A 26025-nucleotide genomic window follows, 5' to 3' on the forward strand; every position below is an offset into this window, starting at 1 on the left:
AGCCGATCTCGGCCACTCGGCGAGCCGAGACCTGGAGCCAAAGCGCGCCGGTGTCGAAACTCTCCATGCATCATCAAGGCGGCGCCCTGCGGGCGCCGCGCGGCGCTGTGTCCGATGCAGCCGCAGGCGCTCGCGCGGGGCGTGCGGCCTCCGGCCGGTCCCCGCGCGGCGCGCGGCTGCACTCCCGAGCCGCCATCAGGTGGCCACGCGTCGAGTGAGACAACGGCCGACGTCCCCGTTAGCGCAGCTTCTACGTGCCTGGAACGCCCGGCAGCCGACGGGTGCCCCAACTCGCACGGTGCGAGGGTGGGTCAGCCCCGATCTTGTCGGCGCCTGCTTCTAAAGTGACCTGCGCGACAGCCCTGCGCTCAGCTTGCCAGCAGGGGGCGAATCAAGACAGAACGGACGGTCGGCATGAGCAGCCTGCAGGGACGATTGATTAGCGATGCCGATGTCGCGCGCCGAGGACGCCGCTGATGGCGAGTCCAACCAAGGAGACGCAGCGCGCGGAGCTCCACAAAACCATCTGGCGCATCGCCAACGACCTGCGCGGCAGCGTCGACGGCTGGGACTTCAAGAGCTACGTCCTCGGCATCCTGTTCTACCGCTTTATCTCCGAAAACCTCACCGCCTACCTCAACCGCCTAGAGCGCGAGGCGGGGGACGCCGACTTCGACTACCGCCTGCTAGGCGATAAGGACGCTGAGTTCGGCCGCAAGGACACGGTCGACGAGAAGGGCTTCTACATTCTGCCCAGCGAGCTGTTCGCCAACGTTCGGGCTTGTGCCGCAGCCGATGAGAACCTGAACGAGACGCTAGCCCGCGTGTTCAAGAACATCGAAGGCTCCGCGATGGGTACCGCGAGCGAAGACGACCTCAAGGGCCTGTTCGACGACCTCGATGTCAACAGCGCCAAGTTGGGCAACACGGTGGCGCGCCGCAACGAAAAGCTCGTAAAGCTGCTCGACGCGATTGGCGATCTCAACCTCGGCAGTGAGTTCACCGAGCACACGATCGACGCCTTCGGCGACGCCTACGAGTACCTGATGACCATGTACGCCTCCAGCGCCGGCAAGTCCGGAGGCGAGTTCTTCACCCCGCAGGAGGTCTCGGAACTCCTGGCACGGATAACGGTCGTCGGCAAGACCGCCGTCAACAAGGTCTACGACCCCGCCTGTGGCTCGGGTTCACTGCTGCTGAAGTTCGCCAAGGTGCTCGGCAAGGACAACGTCCGCCAGGGCTTCTTCGGTCAGGAGATCAACCTGACCACCTACAACCTGGCGCGCATCAACATGTTCCTTCACGATGTGAACTACGAGAAGTTCGACATCGCGCACGGCGACACGCTGCTTGAGCCCGCCTATTGGGACGACGAGCCCTTCGAAGCGATCGTGTCCAACCCGCCGTACTCGGTCAGGTGGGAAGGTGATGCCAACCCACTCCTGATCAACGACCCGCGCTACGCGCCGGCCGGTGTGCTCGCGCCGAAGTCCAAAGCGGACCTGGCGTTCACGATGCACATGCTCAGTTGGCTTGCCGTCAACGGTACCGCAGCCATCGTCGAGTTCCCAGGAGCGCTCTACCGGCGCGGAGCGGAGAAGAAGATCCGCCAGTACCTGATCGACAACAACTACGTCGACGCGGTCATCCAGTTGCCTCCGGACCTCTTCTTCGGCACGACCATCGCCACCTGCATCCTGGTGCTCAAGAAGTCCAAGAAGGACAGCTCGGTGCTGTTCATCGACGCTTCGGCCGAGTTCACACGCATCGGCATCAAGAACAAGCTCACAGTGGACCACCAGCAGAAGATCCTCGACGCTTTCAGTGCCAGGCATGACAACGACCGCTTCGCCAAACTGGCCTCGCACGAAGAGATCAAGGCCAATGACTATAACCTCTCGGTGTCGTCCTTTGTTGCGAACGAAGACTCGCGGGTTGCGGTGGACATCACGTCGTTGACCGCCGATCTTGCTCAGATCGTGGCTCGGCAACAAATGCTTCGGGAGCAGATCGACGTGATCATTGCCGGGGTGGAGGGCGACAGCCCGTGAGTCGGCTCGCCAACTATATAAAGCAGCACGTACCCGATGGCGTTGAATACAGGACGCTGGCCGAACTCGGAACCTGGACGGGAGGAATTACGCCCTCGAAGGGCAACCCAAAATATTGGGAGCGCGGCACCGTCCCGTGGGTGACCTCGATGGACATCAGCGCGACGGGTGGCAGCGAAATCCGCGGGCTAGTCAGTGAGGCGGCGTTGAGGGAAACCTCGCTCCGATTGGTCACTGGCCCGTCGATCGCGGTAGTTATGCGTTCGAACGTCCTGCGGCGCTTCCTGCCGATTGGGTACATCGGCATCGCCACATCGATGAACCAGGATCTACGCCTGCTGACTCCGATCGATGGTATCGACGCCCGCTATGTCTTCTGGGTGCTGCGGGCTGACAGCGAGCGAATCCGCCGGGCCTGCGTCCGCACGGATGGCTCGATGGCAGCGGTTAACTCGAAGGCGTTCTTCGAGTGGCGGATTCCGGTGCCGCCGCTCGTGGTACAGCGTGAGATCGCGGCGTTGCTAGATGCTTTCGCGAGGCTCGAAGCCGACCTTGGGGCTGCGCTTGAGGCAGAGCGCGAGGGACGGAGAGTCCAGGCTAGCCACTACCGCGACAGGCTTCTGAGCTTTGATCAGGACATCGAATGGTCGACTCTCGGCGAGATCGCCGAGTACACAAACGGTAAGGCGCACGAGCGGCTAGTATCGGATGAAGGCGATGTCCCTCTGGTGACTGCGCGATTTATCTCGCGCAACGGAGAGGCGAATCGATTCGTGCAACTGAAGGACGTGCTCACCCCCGCATCGGTCGGCGACACAGCGCTCGTGCTAAGCGACCTGCCGAACGGCCGCGCATTGGCTCGGACTTTCTTCGTTGACCGAGACGCGGCGTATGCGATCAATCAACGAATTGCGCGCATTCGAGTTCGCGACACAGGCCGCGTCGCGCCAAGATTCCTGTTCCATGTACTGAATCGCAATCCGGGCCTTTTGAAGTACGACAATGGCTCTGACCAGACCCATCTCAGCAAGGGGCAGGTCACCGGCCTTGCGTTCCCCCTGCCTCCACTTCCCGAGCAAGAGCGAATCGCGCGGATCCTCGACCGCCTGGCCCCCCTGGTGGAGGACTTGGCCGAAACCCTCGACGCGGAGCGCGAAACTCGCCGACAGCAGTTCGAGTATTACCGCGACAAGCTCCTGACCTTCAAGGAGGCCGCCGGGTGAGCGAGTCTTCTGCCGTCCGCTACGAGCCGATCTCCGTCTCCTCCGAGAGCACGGTCGTCGCAGAGTTCATGCCAGACACGGCGCGCGAACCGGCATATCAGTCCGAGGCCGACCTCGAACGCGAGTTCATCAAGCTCCTACAGGACCAGGCGTATGACTACCTGCCTATCACGACCGAGGCGCAGCTCATCGCCAACCTGCGCACCCAACTCGAGCTGCTGAACCGGATTACGTTCTCAGAGAACGAGTGGAAGCAGTTCTTTTCCGAGAAGATCGCCGGAACCAACGAGGGCATCGTGGAAAAAACGGTGCGTATCCAGGAGGACCACGTCCAGATCCTGAAGCGTGACGATGGCACCACCAAGAACATCTCGTTGCTCGACAAGAAGCACATCCACAACAACCGCCTCCAGGTCATCAACCAGTACGAGGTCGGCCGGGGCGAGGGCGGCTCACGGCGCTCGAACCGCTACGACGTGACCGTGCTCGTCAACGGCCTGCCACTGGTGCACATCGAGCTCAAGCGGCGAGGCGTCGACATCCGTGAGGCGTTCAACCAGATCGACCGCTATCAGCGTGACAGTTTCTGGGCCAGCTCAGGCCTGTTCGAGTACGTGCAGCTCTTCGTGATCAGTAACGGCACGCTGACCAAATACTACTCTAACACCACTCGCCGTGAGCACCTGTCGGAGCAGGCCTCAGCCAAGAAGACCAAGAAGACGTCCAACTCCTTCGAGTTCACCTCGTGGTGGGCTGACGGCCAGAACCGGCCGATCCAGGAGCTGACTGGGTTCACCAAGACGTTCTTCGCCAAGCACTCCTTGCTCAACGTGTTGACGCGCTACTGCGTGCTGACCGCCGACCGGCTGCTCCTGGTGATGCGGCCGTATCAGATCGTTGCAACCGAGCGAGTCATCCAGCGCATCGAGATCGCCACCAACTACAAGCAGCTCGGCTCCCTCGCCGCGGGTGGCTACGTCTGGCACACCACCGGCTCCGGCAAGACGCTGACCTCCTTCAAGACGGCGCAGCTCGCCTCGCGGTTGCAGAGCGTCGACAAGGTGTTGTTCGTGGTTGACCGCAAGGACCTCGACTACCAGACCATGCGCGAGTACGACCGTTTCGAGAGGGGCGCCGCCAACTCCAATACGTCGACAGCGGTTCTGAAGAAGCAGCTCGAAGACCCGAGCGCCAAGATCATCATCACGACGATCCAGAAGCTCGCGACATTCATCAACGCCAACAAAGGCCACGCAATATACGATGGGCACGTCGTCCTGATTTTCGACGAGTGCCACCGCTCCCAGTTCGGCGACATGCACGCCGCGATCACCAAGTCGTTCAAGCGCTACAACATCTTCGGCTTCACCGGCACGCCGATCTTCGCAGTCAACTCCGGTACGGGCGGCAACCCGAACCTGCGGACAACTCCTCAGGCGTTCGGCTGCTACCAGCACGGCGACCCGGTGGTCTGTCCGCGGGAAGACCACCAGATGGCCATCCACACCTACACGATCGTGGATGCCATCAACGACAAGAACGTACTGCCGTTCCGGATCGACTATGTCAACACAATCAAGCTGCCTGAGGGACTCTCCGACAAGCAGGTCAGCGCCATCGACACCGAGCGGGCCTTGCTCGCGCCCGAGCGTCTGACCCAGGTCGTTGGCTACACGCTGGAGCACTTCGACCAGAAGACCAAGCGCACACAGAGCTACAACTACTCGGTCGTCGCGAACGTCGCTGACGTGGTTGGCAGCCGGAACAAGGTCGCGGAGCTAAAGCAGGCCAGCCGAGTCAAGGGCTTCAACGCCATCTTCGCCACTGCCTCGATCGACGCAGCTAAGCGGTACTACCTGGAGTTCAAGAAGCAGCAGGCCGAACTCACACCCGACCGGCGGCTCAAGGTCGCCACGATCTTCTCCTACGCCGCCAACGAGGACGTCGGCGACGACTACCTCGACGAAGAAGGCTTCGAGACCAGCGCGCTGGATCAGTCCTCGCGGGACTTCCTCGACGACGCCATCGCGGACTACAACGCCCTCTTCGGGACCAGCTACGACACCAGCGCCGACAAGTTCCAGAACTACTACAAGGACCTGTCCCTGCGGCTGAAGAACCGCGAACTCGACATGGTCATCGTCGTCAATATGTTCCTGACCGGCTTCGATGCCACTACAATGAACACGCTGTTCGTCGACAAGCGCTTGGTCAACCACGGCCTCATACAGGCGTACTCGCGCACCAACCGGATTTTGAACTCGGTCAAGACCTACGGCAATATCGTCTCCTTCTGAGACCTGGAAGAAGAGACTAACGAGGCCATCGCGCTTTTTGGAAACAAGGACGCCCGCGGCATCGTGCTGCTCAAGCCCTACACCGAAAACTACGCCGAGTACACCGAGAAGGCCAACGAGCTGCTGGCCAAGTTCCCCCTCGGTCAGCCGATCATCGGGGAAGCGGCACAGAAGGAGTTCATCGGCCTGCTCGGCGCGATCCTGCGGCTGCAGAACATCCTGACTTCGTTCGATGACTTCGCCGGCAACGAGATCCTCACCGAACGCCAGATGCAGGACTACCGAAGTATCTACCTGAACCTCTACGCCGAGTTCCGTAAGGAAGACCGGGGCGAGAAAGAGTCGATCAACGACGATGTCGTCTTCGAGATTGAGCTGATCAAGCAGGTCGAGATCAACGTCGACTACATCCTCATGCTGGTCGGCAAGTGGCGCGAGATCCGCGGTAACGGCAAGGACAAGGAGATGTCCGCGCTCGCCGACATCCAACGGTCTGTCGACTCCAGCCCGACGCTGCGCAACAAGAAGGACCTCGTCATGGACTTCGTCGACCGCGTATCCGCGTCCGGCGAGATCGACGAGGAATGGCGTGCCTTCGTCTCGGTCCAGAGGATAGCCGAACTCGAAGCGATCATTGCCGAGGAGAGACTCAAGCCCGACGAGACGCGGACCTTCATCGAGCACGCCTTCCGAGATGGCTCGATCCCGACGACCGGTACGGCGATTACCAAGATCCTTCCGCCCGGATCACGGTTCACAGCCGGTGGCGGTCACGGCGAGAAGAAGCAACACGTCCTTGCGCGTCTCGGGGAGTTCTTCGAGCGATTCTTCGGGCTGAGTGCTGGAAGTGAGTGACGACTATGTCCGCATGCCGTACGCATCGAGGCGCCGCGAGGATTCGACTAAGCGTCCCAGTGTAGATATCGGCTATCAGGCTGGTCTCGTTCCGGTACAAAGCCGGTACAGGTCCGGTCCGATCTGGCCCGTCACGAGACGACACCAAACGGCACGAATCAGAAATCTGGGGTGTCGCGGACCAGAATGTGCCTGGGGGCCCAGTTCACAAGCAATCGATGATGCCCTCGCCGGGCGGGCAGGATCTCCGAGATGGACGAGGGCGGCGACCCGCTGCGGTTCCGTCGTGGGTGGGCGATGGGCGCGCCATCTCGACGACCTCCCGGGGGCTATCACGTCGCGATCAGCGGGCAAGCGTGGGCAGGTGGTCGGGTGCGGCCGACGCCCAAGCGCGGGGCGTCGCGCCGTAGGTGGTCCAGCCGAGCTGGCGGGTTGCCCCCTGATCGCGACGTGATCGGGCTGCGCCAGGTCGACGAGATGGCGCGAGCAACAGCCGTGGAAGCAAGGCAGCGGTCTGCCTGACCAACTGCCTGACAACGGTCTCTCACGGGGGCGCCGCCATCCTTCGTCGCGCTTGACCATCAAGTACGTCAGCGCGCCCGAACCCGCCGGTAGTGCATCTGCCGAGTCGGACCGTTGGTCGCGCACGGACTTGACGCAACTGACCAGGGCGACGTCCACGCCGGGGAAGCGGATATCGATGACCTCGACAGCGGTTAGGACCTCGGAGAGAGGCGGACTCAGTGCGCCTGCCATGGCCTCGGCCAATGCCGCCCGACCGAGAACTCGCCTGCCGGGGAAGTTTGACGACGACGGCGTCCGGAGTACGGAGGGCCAGCAGGGCTTCGATGTCGCTCTGTGCGCGGCTTGCCTCTGCCACGACATCGCGGATGCGCCCTTCGTCGTCTTGGGTGGGTGCAGCAACCGTCTCGTTCATGCCGCGAACGTATGAGCTGAAGTTGAGTTCAGGTCAGTTCGGCACCTCTGTCGCTCGGCTCGCTTGATAGTCGTTGGCGGGGGATCACCGACCAGAGCGTGCAATTGGCGTGCAACTAACGGCGGTCAACCACGGCCACCCGCGGGGCTGGCCGTCCCTTGTTCCTGCAGCTCAACGCCGCAGAGCGCCAGTCTTGCGACGCCTTCCAAACTGGCGACGGCTATCCATCGGACGGGCGTGGTCCGGCGCTGTCGTAGTAGCGACGTCGAGCTGCCTTGACGATCTGGGCGGCGGGGCCTGAGGCGTGGTTTACGTTGAGAGGCGGGTGTAAGGCCCGGATGACATCGGCTTCAACGTCGCGCGGGGTTGGATGTTCGCACCACGAGACGCTCAGGTTCCCGTCGATCCACTCGGTGAGCCGGGCTTCGTCCTCTTCGACAAGGACGACGCGATCGGTCCAACAGGTCCGGTATTCCTGTTCATCGAGTAACAGGCCGGCGAGTGTGCGTCGCAGGGTGGAGCTGCCGCTCCGGCGAAGGTGGTTCGATGCGAGCCGGGAGCGGAGCTTTGTGGCGAGGCCGACGTAGAGGAGCCGTAGGTCCGGCACCGCGGGGTGGGGTAGGCCCGGCAGGTCGGGCAGGATGGCCGGAGGCGCCCACCAGGCGTAGAGGCCCGGAGCCGGTGGCGCCAGAGTGCGGACGTGCTCGGTGCGGACCGGCTTGTCGATCAGCGCGTCGATGACGGCCTCGATCGGTGGGGGAGCAGGCGACACCATGGCAGTCTGCCGAGCAGGCGAGCACTTAGCTAGCTGTTCGTCAGTCGTTCGTCAGCGCGTCCACCAACGGCGATAGACAGCGACCGTCTCCGAGCAGATTCATGCTGGTCGGGGCATGTTGGATCGCGAACGCCGCAGGTCCGCGGATCGCGCTGATTCGTTCCGCTTCAACGTCTGAGCCCTCGCCGGGCGGGCAGGTCTCCGGGATGGTTGCGCCGTGCCATCCCGCCGACCTCCCTGAGGGCGTACCGCACGGACGCCCGCGGGCGGAGCGTGGCATGGTCGGGTGCGGTTGCGTCAAGGGCCGCCCACGGGCGTCCGCGCGGTCGGTCTGACGACAGGTCGACGGGATGGCACTCGGAAGGCGCAGGGGGCGGGCTTGCCCCCGGGCAACCCCCGGGAATCAACGGCAGAAGCCGATGACGGACCGTCGCCCGTGGAAGACGCGACAGCGAGTTCGTGCAGCGCACGGGGGTAACGGCGAACGTCGAGCGTCGCCGGAAGTAGTGGATCTTGTCTCCGCGGATTCAGGGTGCACGTGATGGCGGAGCTGCTTGACCAACCGCCTGACAGCGGCCCCTGCCTGAGGAATCGTCTAGCGGACGTCTACGGACTCGACGATGCCGCCCATCTGGGCATCGTCGCCTGTCGAGCCGGAGTCACGGTTGCTTCGGGACGAACGAGCCCCCTGCCGCCCGTCCTGCCTGGGTGTCACGCGCTCGCAGCCAGCTTGATCAGACAGATAGCCTGCCGCGCATGGTTGACGCTCCGCAGCCCGTCAGCGAGATGCCGACGTGGGACGGCTTCTTGCTGCCCGTCCTTCAGGTCCTCAGCGACGGGGAGACGGTCCAGGCTCGCGAGGTTCAGGATCGCGTCGCTGACCATGTCAAGCTCACCGATGCCCAACGAGACGAGGTCCTCGATTCCGGGCAGCAGCGGTTCCGAAACCGCGTCGGTTGGGCAGTCTCCTCGCTGGCCCGAGCCGGAGCGCTCGACCGTCCGCGACGTGGGTCGTACACCGTGACCGATGTGGGGCGGCGCCTGCTCGCCGAGCACCCGCACCGGCTGGACGAGGTCGATCTGAGACAGATTCCGGCGTACCGCGACCATGTCCCGGCCCGGCGTGTGCAGGTCCCGTCGAACAACACACCACCGGTCCAAGAGAACCAGTACAACTCTGAGCTTGATCCGATCGAGCAGATCGAGGCCGGCACCGCCCGGCTCCGAGCGGAGGTCAGCACACAGCTGCTCGAACGGTTGCGCTCCGCCAGCCCTGATTTCCTCGAGCAATCGGTCCTCGACGTGTTGGTCGCGATGGGTTACGGAGGGGTCGAGCAGCGCGCCCGTCGCATCGGCGGTAGCGGAGATGGCGGGGTCGACGGCGTCATCGACCAAGATCCTCTCGGTCTGGCTCGCATCTACGTCCAGGCCAAGCGGTATGCACCGGACACGGTTGTCGGTCGACCGCAGGTACAGGGGTTCGTCGGCGCCCTTCATGGTCAACAAGCCACTCAAGGTGTCTTCATCACCACGAGCACCTTCTCCCGGGAGGCTGTCGAATACGCACGCTCTGTCAACGCGAGCGTGATCCTCATCAATGGGGAACGGTTCGCGAACCTCATGATCGATCGCGGGGTCGGCGTACAGGCAGTGCAGACGTACACGATCGTCAAGCTTGACGAGGACTACTTCGAGTAGTCAGCGGACCGGGCGACCTCGGGGAGCCTCTGATGCTGCGCCGCGACGACCGGACTCAGCCGGAGCAATCCCGGAGCGGACTGCCAACGATCGCCCAGCACACAGAACGACGCTCCGACACGAACGCCCAGCTCAGGTCGCACACGACGCCACCAGACGACATGAGCTGGTCGTACGCTACCGCCTTCACACCGAAGAGGTCACTGGTTCGATCCCAGTATCGCCCACAGTCAAAACCCCTGGTCACAGGCTCAGCGAGCCGGATGTGACCAGGGGTTTCGTCGTTCCCCGGGGTGTTCCCGGAGCATCGCTCATTCCGGAGCGACGGACGTTCCGCGATCGTCCTCGTCGCCGAGGGCCCGGAGGATGCGCTCGCTGTTGTCGGTCCGCCGGGCGTGGAGGTCCAACGTCGTCGAGGACCGCTCGCGGCCCAGGACCCGCTGCACCATGTTCGGCGGGACGCCGTCGTCGACGAGCCGGCGCTGCCTCCTGCGTGAGTCGTCTGTGCCGGTAGGCATGCGGTGCAGCCGACATCCGCGGAGCCCTCCACAGGGAAACGGGTGGTACGCGGCGGCTCGTCGAAGCTTCAGGTCACGGGGTGGCCGGTCCGCATTCGGCCGTACTCGGCTAGTGCCGAGAAGGCTGCTTTTGGCTCCCACGGCATCCCTGGGTAGGCGTTGCCGGTGCGCCCGTGGGTAAGGGTCTTGACGATCCCGAAGCTCCCCAGGTCGAAGTCCCGCTCTGGCTGATCGGAGGTCGGCAGGTGTCGAGAGGCGAAGGTGTACACGAACGCCGTGTCCACGCCTCCCGAGTCGTAGAGGTGGAGGAGGTCGAGGAGGTAGGCGGCTTGTTCGTATTCGTTGCGCTCGACGGTCTCTGTGAGGTGCGTTGCGTGCCCGGTCCGGTCGTCGTAGCCGATGATGTCGCCCCGGCTACCCCGATCGGCGGCTCCGGAGAAGGCTGCACAGCCGAACTCGGTCACTGCGAACGGTTTTCCGTGCGAGGTCATGGCGGCGAGGTTCGCGGGAAGGGCGTCAGCGTTGCCGGCATCGCGGTAACCCGCGTCGGTCGCGATGAAGTCGAACGGCGTCCAGTCCACTCCCTCCAGGGGGAGTGACGCGTAGCCGATGAGGCCTCCGAATCGCTCGCGTGCCCCCTCGACTGCTCGGGCCAGTAGCGCGTTGGTCCTGTGCTGCACTCCCGGGAGGATCTCGCGAACACGCGCCGCGTCCGTGAGTACGGCGGATCGTTCGGCCAGCGTCTGCCCGGGCATCAGGCCGATCGTCATGATGCTGATCTCCGAGCCGGTGAGGAACCGGATGTCCGCACCTTCCTGTCGGATGCGCTCCGCGCGCTCGGCTGCGTCCAGCAGGAATGCCAACAGCTCGTCGGTGGTCAGGTCATGGGTGAACGGGCAGTACCAGACCTCCAGTCCGACGGCTGCCGCGTGCCGTGCGGCGGTCTCCAGGCGGTCGGCGACTCCGCCGGTGATTCGTACGGCGTCGGCGAGAAGCTCTTCACGGATGATCCGCATGTCCTCGGCGACGACCGTGGGGTCGAACGGTTCGTGTGTCGTGCTTCCGCAGTTGGTGAAGCCGGTGTCGTAGGTGACGCCCCATGCGCGCATCGCAACCTCCATAAGGTACGAGCAGTACCGTATCAGGTAGGAGGTACGCTCACGTACCGTGACAGGGGGGCGGCGGCGCGGTGCGGAACTGGAGCAGGCGATCCTGCGTGCGGCCGCCGATGAACTCGTTGCATCCGGCTACGCCGGTATGACGATGGACAAGGTCGCTCGGCGCGCCGGCACGAACAAGAACGCGATCTACCGGCGCTGGCCCGGGCGCGCCGCGCTCGGCGTCGCCGCCTACACCTACGTCGCGGACGCTCGCACTCTGACGCCGGACACGGGCGAACTCCGCGGTGATGCCGTCGAGCTGCTGCGGCAGGTCAACTCCACCTGGTCCTCGTCTCATGGGGAGATCCTGCGTGATCTCCTGGCCGCGGCCGCCGACGAGCCCGCGCTGCTGGAGCTGCTGCGCGAGCAGGCCGGAGGGGGCGCGCTGGACGCCGCCTGGGTGGCGATCGTGGACCAGGCAGTGGCACGCGGCGAAGCTCCGCCGGAGGCCGTTCATCCGCGGGTGGCGGCGCTCCCCATGACGGTGTTGCGTGGCGAGTACGCCCTGCGCGGTGTTCCAGCCGTACCGGACGAGGTCCTGATGGAGATCATCGACGAGCTCTTCATGCCGCTCATCCGTGGACGGGGTCTCTCCGGGTGCGGGCTGACGTAGCGGATCTCGTCTCCCCGGATCCAGGGAGCGGCACCGACGTGACCACGGTCTGCTCGACCAACTGCCTGACGGCGACTGATCACTACGGCAGCGTCCTGCGGACGCCCGGGGATGAGACGGGCACTACCGCCCGTCTGCTCGACGGTCCGGTTGCTTCACACGGAAGGGTCGTGACCGAGAGCCGCAGTGCTCGGAGCGTGCAATTGGCGTGCACCTACCGGCGGTCAACCAGGTCAGCCGCAGGGGTGTGTAGTCCGCTGTTCTTGCTAGTCGATGACGGAGAACGCCAGTCTTACGAGGCCTTCCAAACTGGCTACGGCTGCCCGTCGGACGGGCGCGGCCCGGCGCTGTCGTACTGGCGGCGTCGGGCTGCCTTGACGACCTCGGTGGCCTGCCCCGGGGCGTGGTCGACGTTGATGGGCGGGTGGAAAGCCCGGATGACATCAGCTTCAACGTCCCGGGGGTCGAGTACAACTAGCCCGCGTATCCGGCCATCTGGCCAGGCAGCGGAGTGCGAATCCGCACGTGCCTCGTAGCGAGTCCCGAATCCCTTGCGCGATTCGAGTGAATCTTCCTCGTCTCGGTGACGGTGTTGTGCTTGCCTTCGATGAGGGGTGTGGCGCTCAGATCGGGCACTTCGGGGGAGGAAGTCGATGACGCACGAGCACGACCCGTTGACCAGGGATCGCGTGACACGGTTGATGGGCGTGCTACGGCAGATGGCCGCGGCCCGCTTCGCGCCTGTGCGAAGCGTCGACCGCTACCACCGGACCTTGTGGCTGCACTACGCCCAGCAGGCGACCACGATCCAGAGCCCGGACGGACCTGGGGCCGAGGTGCTCCGTGTCTCCCGGGTGCACCGCGATCCCGAACCGGCGGTGTCCCGCGAGCTCAAGCGGTGGCTGGACCGCTCCGTCACCGACGACCTCAGCGAGCCGCGGCTCAAGGAGCGCGTGGTCGTCCGAGGGCAGGGCGAGGTCCCGATCAACGAGCACCCCCACATCCGCGGGCAGTTCGACGCGTGGCTCGTCGGCTGGCGGGCGTGGGCGGAGCAGGAGCGGCTGCGGAGGCCTCGTCGCCAGGTCTTCGAGGCGCTGTTCGACATGCACCGGCTCGCACAGGACCAGCCGGAGTCCGTCGAGCTCGTGCTCGCCTCCGGGCTGTTGCAGACCCCCGGCGTGCGGGTCCACATGATCAGCCAGGCCGTGCGGATCGACCAGGACCTCGAGTCCGGCGACATGATCTGCGTCCTCGCCGACGAGTCCGGCCTCCGCCTCGAGGACGACGAGCTCCTGGGCGGGCTGGACTCCTTCGACCTGTCCGGTAGCGCGATCCTGCGGGACAAGCTCCTCGAGCGGGCTGTGAGCCCGATCGAACCCGCTCTGCCCGAGTTCCTGAAGGAGTGGGCGGCCCGGGTTCTGCAGGTCGCGCACAAGGTGAGTGACGGTTGGGAGCCTGAGCGGACCGAGCACTCCTTGGTGTCGATGAGTCCGGCACTCGTCGCCCGGCCGCGCGGCGCCTACGCGATCAGGGCGTACTACGACGCGATCGCCACGTCCCTCGCGGATGAGTCCTCGCCCGTGCCGCTGGGGCTCGCGCAGCTTGTTGAGGCAATCGAGCCTGAGCAGCGCCTCGCCTGGCTGGAGCGCACCGGCTTCGGCACTGCCACGGCGGGGGAGGCCCCGCTCTTCCCTCTGGCCGCGAACGAGGAACAGTCTCAGATCATCCATCGGCTCGATGCGGACAGCGGCGTCGTGGTCGAGGGTCCGCCCGGCACCGGGAAGACCCACACCATCGCCAACCTGGTCAGCGCGCTGCTCGCCCAGGGCAAGCGGGTCCTGGTCACCGCGGAGAAGGCGCAGGCCCTCCGGGTCCTGCGGGACAAGCTGCCGCCCGAGATGCAGGAGCTGTGCGTGTCGCTCACCGACGCCTCCGCGAAGGGGAACTCCGACCTCTCGCGCAGCGTGGCGACCCTCGCCGGGCGCAAGACCGACTTCAACCCCTCCCGGGCCGACCGCGAGATCACGGACCTCACCGAGAAGCGCGAGGCCGTCCGTCGGGACCGCGCGCGGCTCCTGGAGCAGATTCGCGCCGTCCGCGAGGCGGAGACCTTCGAGCACCCCGAGGTGGCCGTCGGCTTCCGGGGCACGCTCGCCCGGATCGCGGCAGAGCTCGGTCGCACGCAGGAGCGGGACGGCTGGCTGGGGGAGGGCGTCGCGGGCGAGCTCCCGGTGTCGGCCGCCGAGCTCGGTGAGCTGGTGCGGCTGCTCGGCGAAGAGACCGACGAACGCCGTAGCCGTCGTGACCAGCGGATTCCTACCGGTCTGCTCGACCAGCGCCGCTTCGGTGAGCTAGCGGAGGCGGTCGCGCTGGGTGAGTCGGTCCGGCGGGGCGACACGTCGCTGTTGGTGGCCACGCTCGAGACTCTCGACGGTGAGCAGCTCGTCCGGCTGGGTCCCGCCTGCACCGAAGCCGACGAGAGCCTCCTGGCGTTGCGGGACCTGCCCGCGCACCGGGACTGGGCGCGGGACATGACGTCCGCACTGCTGGGCGGAACGGGGCCGCACGCCTGGCAGCGCGCAGTGGAGCGTCTGGGGCTGGTGGACGCCGCGGTGCAGCACGACCAGGCGGCCGGGTTCGCGGACGTCTCCGTCCACGCCCAGGTCGATCTGGACGCCGCCGCGCACGCCTTCGCTGCGCTCGGCGCCCACCTCGACGGTGGTGGCTCCCTCCGCAAGATGTTCAAAAGCCCCGAGCAGAAGGCCGTCGCACCGTTCGAGGCGGCCGTGCTCGTGGGCGGACGGCCGGTGGACTCCGCGGCCGCGGCGCACGCTGCAGCCCATCACCTGGCGGTCCTCGCGATCGGGCAGCAGATCAACGTGGCCTTCGGGCCCCTTCGCATCGGCGTCGGCCTCGGCGAGCCCCGCGTGGTGCTGATCGACCTCCTCCAGCAGCTCCGGACGGTGTGCGGGGTGATCGCGCGGGTCCTGGCCGCCACTGACGCCCTCCGCGCGGTGCTCGCCACGTTGCCGCCTGCCGCGAGGCCCGCGCTGTACGACATCGGGGCCGTAGAGCAGGTCACGGCTGTCGCGGTCCAGGTGACCCACGCCCGGTCGGCCGCGATCGCCCGTGCCGAGCTCGACGCCGCTCGCGACGACCTCGTGGCCGCGGTGCCGCTGGAGGTGCGCCCGCACGAGCTGGCACATGCCCTGCGGGCGTTCGAGGCGGCGGACCAGGGCGCCTACGCAGAGGCCCTCGCCTCGCTGGCCCGTGCCGCGGACCAGCAGACGGCCCAGCTGCGCTGCGACGAGCTGCTCGACCGCGTCCACGTCGCGGCGCCGCACCTCGCCGCGGACCTCCGCGAGCACCCGCTCGACGGCTGGACGGACCGTCTCCGCCGCTGGCCGGAGGCTTGGGCGCGGGCGTGCGCGGCGACCTGGCTGCAGGTCCAGATCGATCCGGGCCGGGAGCAGCGCCTCGAGGCCGACCTGGCGATCGCGACCAAGGACCTGGCCCGGCTGACCGGCCGCCTGGCCGCCGCCCGGTCCTGGCGCGCCTGCCTGAGCCGGATGAACGCGACCCAGGTGCAGGCCCTGCAGTCGTACAAGAACAACATGGCGAACGTCGGTAAGGGCACCGGAAAGTACGCCGAGCGTTACCGGCAGGCCGCGCGGGACGCCATGCGCGTGGCGCAGGGCGCGGTCCCCGCCTGGGTCATGCCGATCCAGCAGGTCCTGGCCTCGGTCCCGCCGCGGGCGAACACCTTCGACGTCGTGATCGTCGACGAGGCGAGCCAGGCCGAACTGACGAGCGCGTTCCTGCTGTGGCTCGCGCCGCGGGTGATCGTCGTCGGCGACGACAAGCAGTGCACACCGTCCGAGGTCACGAGTGGCTCCTTGCAGCCCATCTTCGACCGCATCGACTCGGAGCTGCACGACATTCCCCAGTACCTGCGCACGAGCTTCACGCCACGCGACAGCATCTTCTCGCTGCTGCGCAGCCGGTTCGGCCAGGTCATCCGGCTGCGGGAGCACTTCCGGTGCATGCCGGAGATCATCAGCTGGTGCTCGAACTCGTTCTACCGGGACGCGCCGCTCGTCCCACTCCGGCAGTTCGGGGCCGACCGGCTCCCGCCGCTGCGCGCTACCTACGTCGAGGGCGGGTTCACCGAGGGCACGGGCAGCCGGGCGGCCAACGTCGCCGAGGCGGAGGAGATCGCGGCGGCACTGGCCGCATGCCTGGCGGACGAGGCGTACGACGGGCTGTCGTTCGGGGTCGTAGTCCTCCAGGGACAGGCGCAGGTAGAGATCATCGCCTCCGCGCTGAAGCGGGTGATCGATCCGGAGGAGTGGGACCGGCGGCGGATCCGAGTCGGCACCCCGCCCGAATTCCAGGGCGACGAGCGCAACGTCGTGTTCCTGTCCATGGTCGTGGCCCCGAAGGAGCGGGCCGCGTTCCCCTTCACCAAGCGGGACGCGGAGCAGCGTTTCAACGTGGCCGTCTCCCGTGCCCAGGACCAGCTATGGCTGTTCCACTCGGTGACCGCTGATCTGCTGCGCCCGACGGACCTGCGGCGGTCGCTGCTGGACCACATGACGTCCGGCGCCGGCGCGGAGCTCCCCCCGGTGCTCGCCGACGTGACCCGGACCCGCCGCCACGACGCCTTCGACTCGCTCTTCGAGCAGCGGGTCTTCCTTGGCCTTCTCGGTCGCGGCTTCCACGTGACCCCGCAGGTGGAGGCCAACGGGCGCTTCATCGACCTGGTCGTCACCGGGGCGGCGGGCAAGCTCGCCGTGGAGTGCGACGGGGACGCGTTCCACACCACGCCGGAACAGCAGCTCGCGGACCTCCACCGTGAGCAGGAGCTCAAGCGGTGCGGGTGGACGTTCCAGCGGATCCGGCAGTCCGAGTACGTCCTGAACGAGGAGCGCGCCCTGGCCCCGGTGTGGGCCGAGCTCGACACCCTGGGGATCGGACCGTTGGTGGCGAGCGACGCACCGGCCGAGAGCCCTGAGATGCCCGAGTTCGCCGAGACGGCGGAGGTGACGGTAGCGCCGGAGCTTATGGAGGACGAGGCCCCCACACCCGTCCTCGGCGTCCCGGTGGTCCTACCACCCGTCGTTGAACAGCCGGACGAGGACCCCGACGCGGATCGCTCCGGCCTCGTCCTCATGTTGGCCGGCCGAGGCGCGCTGTCGACGAGCCAGGTCGCGGACCTCCTGGCCGTGAGCCTGCCGGAGGCACGCTTGATCCTCACCGCGCTCGTGGAAGACGGCCGTCTCGAGAAGGTGGGGCGGACGAAGGGCACCCGCTACGTCCTGCCCGGCACGGCGGATTGAGTCGCCGACACGATCGGGGTGTCCGATTGGGGCGAGGACGGCAACACGGTCACGTTCGGTACATCATCAACGGGCGCCCTGGGATCGGGAAGGCGCAGCACGGCGGCAATGGAGGGGCGGACATGGCGCGGCTCAGCACCATCCTGGATCAGATCGACTCGGGGTCGATGCTGCTCCCGGAGTTCCAGCGCGGCTACGTGTGGAACAAGGACCAGATCCGCGGCCTCATGCGGTCGCTCTACAAGGGCTTCCCCGTCGGCGCGCTGCTCGTCTGGGAGGCGGAGGGGCACCAGCAGGCAGTCCGTGGCGCGGAGGCCGGCAGCGGCACCAAGCAACTCCTCCTCGACGGTCAGCAGCGGATCACCACGCTCTACGGCATCATCCGCGGGCGCCCACCCGCGTTCTTCGAGGGTGACCCGGCGATTTTCACCCGGCTCTACTTCAACGTGGAGACCGAGGCCTTCCAGTTCCTCGCTCCGTCCACCGCGCGGGCCGACCTGCTGTGGGTGGACGTCACCGGCCTCTTCAACGCCGACCAGGCCAAGAAGTACGACCAGCTGATCGACGAGCAGTGGATGCGCCCGAACCTCGGCGTGTACCTGTCCCGGCTGCTGCAGCTCGAGAGCATCCTCGAGCGAGACTTCTTCGTCGACCGGATCACCGGTGCGGACAAGACGGTGGACGTCGTCGTCGACATCTTCAACCGGGTCAACTCGGGTGGCACGAGGCTGTCCAAGGGCGACCTGGCGCTCGCGCGGATCTGCGCGGAGTGGGGCGACGCCCGTCCGTCGATGCGCCGGGTGCTGGAGGGCTGGCGGGCGCGGCAGTTCACGTTCTCGCTGGACTGGCTGCTGCGCAACGTCAACGCGGTGGCCACGGGAAGGGCGCCCTTCGCCGCGTTGGAGGGGGTGTCCGCGGACGAGTTCCGTACGGCGCTCGACCACGCGTCGCAGAACATCGAGCACTTCCTCGGCCTCGTCGGTGGGCGGCTGGGCATCGACCACGACCGCGTGATCAGCAGTGGCCGCTACGCGTTCCCGATCGTCACCCGGCTGCTCCACAACGGACAGGGCCGGTTCGCGGACGGTGCGGAGGCGGACAAGGCTCTCTACTGGTTCGTCCATGCCGCCCTGCGCGGCCGGTTCGCGGGCTCCGCCGAGACCGCGCTGGCTAAGGACCTCGACATCGTCGACAGGTCCGGTGTGGATGGACTGATCACTGCGCTCGAACGCTCCCGTCGGGGCGGCCTGACCGTCGAGCCGCAGGATCTCGAGGGGGTCGGCCGCGGGGCGCGCGCCTACGCGTTGCTCTACATGCTCACCCGGGTCAGCGGTGGGCGGGACCTCGGAACCGGCGGCCTGCTCGACGGCGAGAGCGGCGAGCTGCGGGTGCACGAGATTTTCCCGAAGGACGCTCTTTACCGGCACGGCTACTCCCGGTCCGAGGCGAACGCCGTCGGGAACCTGGCCTTTGCGGTGCCCGGCACCGCGACCACCTTGAATCGTCGCAGCCCCCACGAGTACCTGATGTTCTGCTCGGCGGAGGCGTTGGCGAGCCAGTGGATCCCGGCCGACCCCGAGCTGTGGCGCGTCGAGAACTATCGCGCCTTCCTCGACGCCCGTCGCAAGCTGGTTGCGGCGGATGCGAACGCGTTCCTCGGGCGCCTCGTCGGCGCCGAGGTCGCGTGGACAGAGGGCTTGCCGCAGGTACGGGTCGCCGAGGACACCGACGAGCGGGACGCCCGCGCGGTGCAGATCCGCGACCTGCTCACCGAGCTGGGGGCGGCCGGGTACGCGAACCCGGCGTTGGATGCGGAGATCGCCGACCCCGAGACGAGCCGGGCGCTGGCCGTGGCGGAGGCGTACTGGCCCGAGGGACTGCAGGCCGGGCAGGGCTCGCCCGTGGTGCTGGAGCTGGACCCGGACGAGGCGGACCTGCCCCGGCTCGCCGAGCTGGGCTTCGAGGTCTTCACCTCGGTCGACGCTCTGCGCGGCTTCGTCCAGCGCCGCAACGAGATTGCGGCGGGGGATCGGGACGACGAGGGCACGGGCGCCCCCGGCGTCGCACTCGTGGAACCCGCACCCGAGGCCGAGCCCGTCGTAGGCCCGGCTCGGCAGTTGGAGCTCATCGAACCCGAGGTCGCGCAGCTCGAGCTCCCGGAGGTCGAGCAACAGGCTCCCGCGGAGACGCCCGCGGCTGCGGCCACGCCGGAGCCCGCTGCCCCGGTCCACGTTCCCGCGCCGAGCGTCGAGCCGGAGCCCGTCGTCGCGCCGGAGACCACGCAGGCCGAGGCCCTTCTGGAAGCGCGCCTCGTCGAGGTGCTCGATGTCTGCAAGGGCGAGCTGAAGCACAACCCGCGACTGTTCGTGGGGCTGCTCGTCGAATACGGCCCGGTCGACGCGGTGCGTCGGGCTCTCCGGAAGCCCGCCAACGACACGTTCTCGTTCCTCTGGGAGCGCAGGCGGCTCGATCTCAGCGTCGAGGCCGTCATGCTGGACGAGCGCTTCCACGACCTGTTCACTGACGAGGAGCGGGCCACGGCGCGCGCTCGGCTGGGGGAGTTCGACTACGAGGCCGCCCGGGCTTGACGACGGCGGGCCGCACGCAGCTCGGTTTCCAGCTTCCCGAGTGCCTTGCTCTGGATCTGTCGGATGCGCTCGCGGGTCACCCCGAGCTCGCCGCCGATGGTGTCCAACGTCGAGGCGTCGCCGACGAACCCGAAGCGACGATCGATGATCGTTCGCTCGCGCTCGGACAGGATCGAGAGGGCGGCTGCGATGTCCTCGGCGTCGAATCCCCGCAGGTCCGGGGCGGGTGGGTCGAGGTGGCGTTCTGCGACGCCCTGCAGGCTCTCCTCACCGAGGGCGTTCTGTGCACTCTCGTACGGCACCGTCGTCGGCAGCGTGGCGGCCAGCTCGGCCGTGGCGGGATCGTCGTCCGGGTGGGCGCGGCGAGCGAAGGTGTTCAGGCGCTCGACGATGTGTACCGGGTAACGGATGGTGCGCGACTGGTCGGCGATGGCGCGGGTGATGGCCTGCCGGATCCACCAGGTCGCATACGTCGAGAACTTCGTGCCCTGGGCGATGTCGAACTTCTGCACGGCCCTGATCAGGCCGAGAGCGCCCTCCTGTACGAGGTCGAGGGCGTCCAGACCCGGAGCTCCGTACCCGCTCGCGATGGAGAGCACGAGTCGGAGGTTGGCCGTGACGAAACGCTGGTACGCGCCCTCGCCGGCCGCGATCAGCAACCGCAGCGGGAGAGCGGCCGGTGTTGTCTCATCGCTGTTCTCGAGGCGTTCGGCGGCGAGGAGACCGACCTCGATCGCCCGCGCCAGCGCGACCTCCTCGGCCGCGTCGAGCAGCCCTGCGCGGCCGGTCTCCTGCCGGTACCGCCAGAACGAGTCCGTGGCCTCCGCGTCCTCGTCGAGGTCCGGGACAGACTCGTCCGGCTCCTCGGTGGCCTCGACCACCGGGGGCGCCGGCAGCCGCTCGACGGGCGGATCCCACACCGCTGCTCGGGGGAGGGGGACCCCGTCCCGTGTGGCAACCAGCCCGAGGTCGGCCAGTGAGATCGAGTCGAGATCGAGGGTCGTGTGCTCCGAGAACGCCTCAGCCAAAGCCGCCGGGACCGGGACCGAGGCGACCAACGGACGGAGCGGCCTCGGTACCCGGGCACCGTCGTCGACGAGCCGCCGGAGGAGGACGGCCAAGTCGGCCTCGCTCAGCCCGTGGTCGCGCGCCACCGTCGAGATCGCCACGACCGTGAGCTCACGGGCCCGGAGCGCGCCGTGCGCGAGGTCGACCGCGCCCGGGACGGGGGCGGATCCGGCGAGGGGCATCCGTCAGACCTCGGGGACCGGGACGAACCTGCCCAGCAGGTTGAGGGCACCCGCTCGGCTGAGCTGCTCGTGATAGCGCTCATTGCGGAAGGCGCGTAGGCAGCCGTAGCAGCTGGTCTCCGGCCCGCACTCGCACGAGGCCACCCGTCGGACGGCCGCCTCCAGCACGGTGGCCAGCTGCCGCGCGATCCGAGGGGTGTTCCCCGCGCCTCCTGGCGTCGTGTCGAAGAGGATCAACGACGGAACGCCGTCTCCACCGTGGTGCACGGTGCCGTCGATGTCGTCCCGGCTGATCTCGAGCTCGGCGGCGGCACCCTCCAGGAGGGCGTACACGGTGGATCGCAGCCCCGGCTCGGGAACAACCGTCGTCGTGTCGGGCGGCAGCTCCAGCTCCACGAAGTCCGTCTGGTACTGGTGCGCCAGGCTCTGCGACCGCATCGGGCCGGCGCACTCGGTCCCCTTGAGCAGGTGCTTGTGGCTCTTCGCCTTCTTGCGCCCGGCGACCATCGAGGTGCCGAACCCGCACCAGTCGCACAGCTGGTAGCCGCCCCGGTTCGGGCCCTCGTTGACCACGACGAACTCACCGCGAGCACCGGAGCGCCAGCGCAGCTCCGCTCCGGTGGGAAACCGGACGACGTCCTCCTCGACGTCGGCGTGGGAGTCGATGATGTAGGTGGCCCCGGACCAGGAACGACGAGGTGCCTGCCCCGATCCTTGACGGACGCTCTCCGAGGCGACGAACCCGAACTCCGGCACCACGTACGCCTTTGCGGCCTTGGTCTGGATGGTCTCGCAGGCGGGACACTCGGCTGCGGGCGGTGAGGCATCCTGCCGGTAGTGCCCGCAGGTCTCGCAGACGGTGTAGTACTGCCGGAAGAGGTCTTTCCCAGGGAGCCGGTAGACCCCGCCCGAGGTCCATCGGTACCCGCCCGCGATCACCTGGGCACCCGGGGCGTACTCGTTGATCGCCATGGTGAGGTCCCGGGTCAGCTCCAGCGGCTTGTCGATGCCACCCTGCAGCCGGTCGGTGCGCAGCTCCACCGTGTCGACCGGGAAGCCGTATTTGGGGAGCACGTTCCGGTTGGCCAGGTATCCGATCAGCTGGCGGCTGCGCAGGGTGGCGATGACCCGCTTGCACTGGCCCGCGAGGGCGTAGTTCGCCTCGGCCGCGGCGGTGCGTTCGCGTTCGGTGAAGTCCTCGACATCCTGCGCGAGCTGTTGCCCCGCCTGTTCGACGAGGTCCAGGAGGACCTCGGCCCAGGCGCCGGACCCGACGTCGATCTCAGCGGCGACGTCCGCGGGCAGGACCTCCAGCAGGCTGTCCCGGACCCGGCGGGGGACGGGGGTGAGGAACCGCCGCAGCTGGGCGACCGGGCCGACCCAGTCGGGCGGTGTGGGAACAGGCGGCAGGAAGAACTCGCCCGCGGTGGTCCACTCGCGGGCGAACTGCCGCTTCATCGTGCCGAAGAACGCGGCGATTGCCACGGAGTGGGCGTGCCTCCGGTCGATGCGCACGTTCTCCAGCGGCACGATCGGCGGGCGCATCTCACCCGCGATCATCTTCTCCGGCTCGGCGAACCGGGTGAGGTCGTGCGACCGACGCTGAGCGTAGGTCAGCACGAGGGCGGCGGAGTCGGAGCGTCGGCCCGCCCGACCGGCGCGCTGGACATAGTTGGCGGTTGACGGTGGCATGTTGCGCAGCACCACCGCCTGCAGCTCGCCGACGTCCACGCCGAGCTCGAAGGTCGTCGAGCAGGAGAGCGCGTTGACCTCGCCCCTGACGAACTGCCCCTGGATCTCGGCGGCCTTCTGGCTCGTCCATTGGGCGGTGTGCTCCATGACTTTCATGGGCACCGGCTTGGCGTCAAGGTAGAGGTGCCGGTAATGGTCGCGCTCCTCCGCGGCGCGGGGCCGGACCCACGGCTCGAGCATGCCGTCGCAGCGCAGCGTGGGGCAGACCCCGCGCACGGACACCCCGGCCATCCGACGGCACCGTTCGCACCGGAAGAGCTGCTCCTGTTCCTCGACCGGTCGGATTCGGAACCGTAGGTGGTTGAGCCTGCGCACGGGGCCGAGGTCCTTGGGCGAGACGACCGAGAACCAGCTGTGCGGACCCTCCTTGCCCGGTGTGCCGACGGGGTCGAGCGCCATCCAGACCGCATCGAGCAGCGCGCGCGGCGCCGCCGTCGATCCCACGGACTCGAGCACACGGGTGAGGTAGTCGATCCGCCGGTTGGTACCCGTCGTCGGGAGCCAGCTCAGCACCTTCCGCTTGGCGTCGGAGCCGTCGCCGCGGACGTAGATGGGGCCGGTGCGCGGTTCGAAGATCGGCGAGTTGGGCGGCACCTCCTCAGGCATGTCGATGGCGCCCTGGAACCGTAGGGTGCGGACTAGCTCCTGCAGGAGGTTCCAGCCCTCCTCGTCGGTCATGCCGAGGCCGGCCAGGCAGCCCGGCAGCGCCCATGTGGCCTTGTGGACCATCTCGACGCGCATCAGCCCGACACCTTCGAGCGACTGGCGGTCGTCGAAGCTGATCACCTCGTGGACCGTCCACTCGAGGGCCTCGCGGCGGGCGACGACGGAGGAGGCGTCCTCGTCGAAGACCCCCTCCCGCTTGGCGGCCAGGTAGGCATAGTGGGCGAGGCCGTCGAGCTTCGCCGGTTCTCGCTCCATCCGCTGGTGGTCGGCCAGCGCCATCGTGAGGATCCGGCGCTGTGCGAGCTTGCGGTGGGTGTCCTCCAGGTAGGGCGCGAAGTAGGCGGCCGTCTGCCTGCTGTCGCTGAAGAACAGGAGCTTCCGACCGTTGCCGGGCAGATCCGACGAGGGCCCGTCCGCGGCGGGGAGTGCCTGATAGAGCGCGGAGCCGAGTACCGACGCCGAGGCCTCGCCGCCGCTCTCCAGGAGCCGGATCAACCGGGTGCCCCGCGCCCCGCACGCAGCACAGGAGCCGAGGGCCGCGGACTCGGACGACAGCAGCTGGACCGTCCGGAAGTCGCCGGCGGTGCAGTCGCCCGCACCGCAGTTCAGCGGCTGGTCGAGGTGCACGGCTCCGCAGCCGGTGCAGAGGTAACGCCGGTCGCCCTCGGTGGCCTTCTCCTCCTCGAGTGCGGCGTCGTCCTCGTCGTGGGGCGTGCGATCGGTGCTGTCGCCGTCCTCCAGCAGCAGCCAGGCGTGGCGTCGGTGCCCGCCCGCCTTCCACGGGACGTGGCGGGGGACCGGGCCGCTGTCGTCGAGCGCGCCGTGCAGGTGGGCGGCACCGCAGCGCTGGCAGCCACCGAGCTCGAAGACGACCCGCTCGCACGTCTCGCAGCGTTCCCGACGGCTCAACCCGAGGTGAGGGCCGTCCGGGCCGAGGCAACTGAATGCGCCCTCGGTGGCCCGCACGAAGAGGTGGAACCGCGACGAGAGCGCCGGGGACCGGTCGGGGGCCCGTAGCGCCCCCGCCAGGCGGACGAGGTCGGTCAGGTGCCGCTCCTGCTCGACGTCCTCACCGAAGACCGTGCGGGCGACGTCGGCGAACGGGCGTGGTCCCGTGGACAGCGCGGTGCGGAACGCGGTCAGCCGGGACTCCGAGCGGAGGGCGGCGACCGCGTCATCGGGCCCGTCCCAGCCGTGGTCGCGGGCGGCCTTCAGCACGTCGGTGTGATCGACGTGCGCACCCAGCCGGGCGTAGTCGCCGGCAGGGAGCGGCCCCCACGTCGGTCGGTCCGGGGCCGCGACGACGGTCGAGGTCACGAGGTCCTGCCTGCCCGGTGTGTCGTCGTTCCACTCGAAGGGCAGGTCGAAGAGGTCGGTCGCGAAGCGGGTCACCGCGGCCGGGGAGTCCTTGGCCCCGACCGTCGCGCTCGTCGCGATCGCCTGCAGGTCCCGGCCCGACGACACCCGGTCGCGGAGCCTGCGCAGGAGCATCGCGAGCTCCGCCCCCTTGGCTCCGTCGTAGACGTGGGCCTCGTCGACGACGACGAACCGCCACTGCCCGGCGTGGTCGCCCTCGAAGAGATCGAGGTCCTTCGGCCGGAGCAGGAGGTACTCGAGCATCGCGTAGTTGGTCAGCAGGATGTGCGGCGGCGTGGCGCGCATCTCGGCGCGGCTGAGCAGCTCGTTGGGCAGCCGGCGTTCGTGTGGATGGAGCTGGGCGAAGGTCGCCTCCGCGTCCCGCACAGAGTCACGGGTCTCGCCGGTGTAGCGGCCGAAGGTGATCTCCGGCGAGTCCGCGAGCAGGTGCCGGAGCCGCTTCATCTGGTCGTTGGCCAGCGCGTTCATGGGGTAGAGCAGCAGCGCTCGCACACCCGGCCCGAGCCGACCGGCGGCGGACTCCTCGGCGAGGTGGCCGAGGATCGGCAGCAGGAAGCTCTCGGTTTTGCCCGAGCCGGTGCCGGTGGCGACCACGACGTTGCGTCCGGCCCGGACCTTGCGGATCGCCTGCTCCTGATGCCGGTAGAGCGGGCGGTCCGCGGGGAGCTCGGGCCCGGTGAGGGATAGGAACCTCTCCGGGAGCACTCCCTCGGCCACGAGCTCCGCGAGGGTCGCGCCGGGCATATAGGCGGGCGTCGCCTCCAGCAGCGGTCCCTTGGTCAGCAGCGGGCTCGTGTCGATCATGTGCTCCAGCGCCGAGGCCAGGGAGGCGTCGCGCAGGGGAAGCAGGGAACGCAGGTATCGGCGGTAGCCGAGGGTGATCTCCCGGCTGGACTCCAGCGGATCGAACGTCACCGTTGCTCCTT

At 67.7% G+C, this 26025-nt stretch carries 13 protein-coding genes; 8 read left to right on the forward strand and 5 right to left on the reverse strand.

All coding sequences use genetic code 11. The features are described from left to right. The first annotated feature begins 476 nt into the window (after positions 1–476). The 4 genes from ATL51_RS01685 (at position 477) to ATL51_RS28815 (ending at position 6426) form a co-directional block, all read left to right on the forward strand. Entirely contained in the window at positions 477–2051 is a 1575-nt protein-coding gene (locus ATL51_RS01685) for a type I restriction-modification system subunit M (RefSeq protein ID WP_100877426.1), read from the forward strand. Beyond that, the gene (locus tag ATL51_RS01690) at positions 2048–3274 is read left to right on the forward strand and encodes a restriction endonuclease subunit S (RefSeq protein WP_100877427.1); all 1227 of its coding nucleotides are present in this window, start codon (positions 2048–2050) and stop codon (positions 3272–3274) included. Before ATL51_RS01685 ends, ATL51_RS01690 begins: the two co-directional genes overlap by 4 nt. Then, on the forward strand, positions 3271–5571 hold the full coding sequence (locus ATL51_RS01695; RefSeq protein ID WP_208622883.1) for a type I restriction endonuclease subunit R: 2301 nt from the start codon (positions 3271–3273) through the stop codon (positions 5569–5571). The genes ATL51_RS01690 and ATL51_RS01695 overlap by 4 nt, the downstream gene beginning before the upstream one ends. A gap of 63 nt (positions 5572–5634) precedes the next feature. Then, the gene (locus ATL51_RS28815; protein WP_208622884.1) at positions 5635–6426 is read left to right on the forward strand and encodes a type I restriction endonuclease subunit R, EcoR124 family; all 792 of its coding nucleotides are present in this window, start codon (positions 5635–5637) and stop codon (positions 6424–6426) included. 1157 nt (positions 6427–7583) lie between these two features. Here the strand turns inward: ATL51_RS28815 and ATL51_RS27935 are convergent. After that, positions 7584–8135: a GIY-YIG nuclease family protein gene (locus ATL51_RS27935; RefSeq protein WP_157818189.1), complete on the reverse strand. Its 552-nt coding sequence runs from the start codon at positions 8133–8135 to the stop codon at positions 7584–7586. A gap of 759 nt (positions 8136–8894) precedes the next feature. Here ATL51_RS27935 and ATL51_RS01705 point away from each other — a divergent pair. Next, a complete protein-coding gene (locus ATL51_RS01705) occupies positions 8895–9836 on the forward strand; it encodes a restriction endonuclease (RefSeq protein WP_208622885.1) in 942 nt (313 codons plus the stop codon). Positions 9837–10147: 311 nt separating this feature from the next. Here the strand turns inward: ATL51_RS01705 and ATL51_RS01710 are convergent, their stop codons facing one another. Next, positions 10148–10354 (reverse strand): hypothetical protein, encoded by a 207-nt coding sequence (locus ATL51_RS01710; protein ID WP_157818190.1) that lies wholly within the window; start codon positions 10352–10354, stop codon positions 10148–10150. 68 nt (positions 10355–10422) lie between these two features. Then, the gene (locus ATL51_RS01715; protein WP_301548843.1) at positions 10423–11475 is read right to left on the reverse strand and encodes a hypothetical protein; all 1053 of its coding nucleotides are present in this window, start codon (positions 11473–11475) and stop codon (positions 10423–10425) included. A 46-nt stretch (positions 11476–11521) separates the two neighbouring features. On the opposite strand from ATL51_RS01715, the gene ATL51_RS01720 reads away from it, so the two are divergent. From ATL51_RS01720 to ATL51_RS01730, 3 genes are all read left to right on the forward strand, one after another. Continuing rightward, a complete protein-coding gene (locus ATL51_RS01720) occupies positions 11522–12127 on the forward strand; it encodes a TetR/AcrR family transcriptional regulator (protein ID WP_100877428.1) in 606 nt (201 codons plus the stop codon). A gap of 707 nt (positions 12128–12834) precedes the next feature. Further along, entirely contained in the window at positions 12835–17466 is a 4632-nt protein-coding gene (locus tag ATL51_RS01725) for an AAA domain-containing protein (protein WP_157818191.1), read from the forward strand. 122 nt (positions 17467–17588) lie between these two features. Next, positions 17589–20054 (forward strand): GmrSD restriction endonuclease domain-containing protein, encoded by a 2466-nt coding sequence (locus ATL51_RS01730; protein ID WP_073574120.1) that lies wholly within the window; start codon positions 17589–17591, stop codon positions 20052–20054. Here ATL51_RS01730 and ATL51_RS01735 read toward each other — a convergent pair. Beyond that, on the reverse strand, positions 20033–21304 hold the full coding sequence (locus ATL51_RS01735; protein ID WP_100877430.1) for a sigma-70 family RNA polymerase sigma factor: 1272 nt from the start codon (positions 21302–21304) through the stop codon (positions 20033–20035). The two genes, ATL51_RS01730 and ATL51_RS01735, sit on opposite strands and share 22 nt — an antisense overlap. A 3-nt stretch (positions 21305–21307) precedes the next feature. Then, a complete protein-coding gene (locus ATL51_RS01740; protein WP_100877431.1) occupies positions 21308–26014 on the reverse strand; it encodes a DEAD/DEAH box helicase in 4707 nt (1568 codons plus the stop codon). Positions 26015–26025 lie beyond the last annotated feature (11 nt).

Origin of the sequence: Pseudonocardia alni, assembly GCF_002813375.1 — a bacterium.
GTDB classification, from domain to species: domain Bacteria; phylum Actinomycetota; class Actinomycetes; order Mycobacteriales; family Pseudonocardiaceae; genus Pseudonocardia; species Pseudonocardia alni.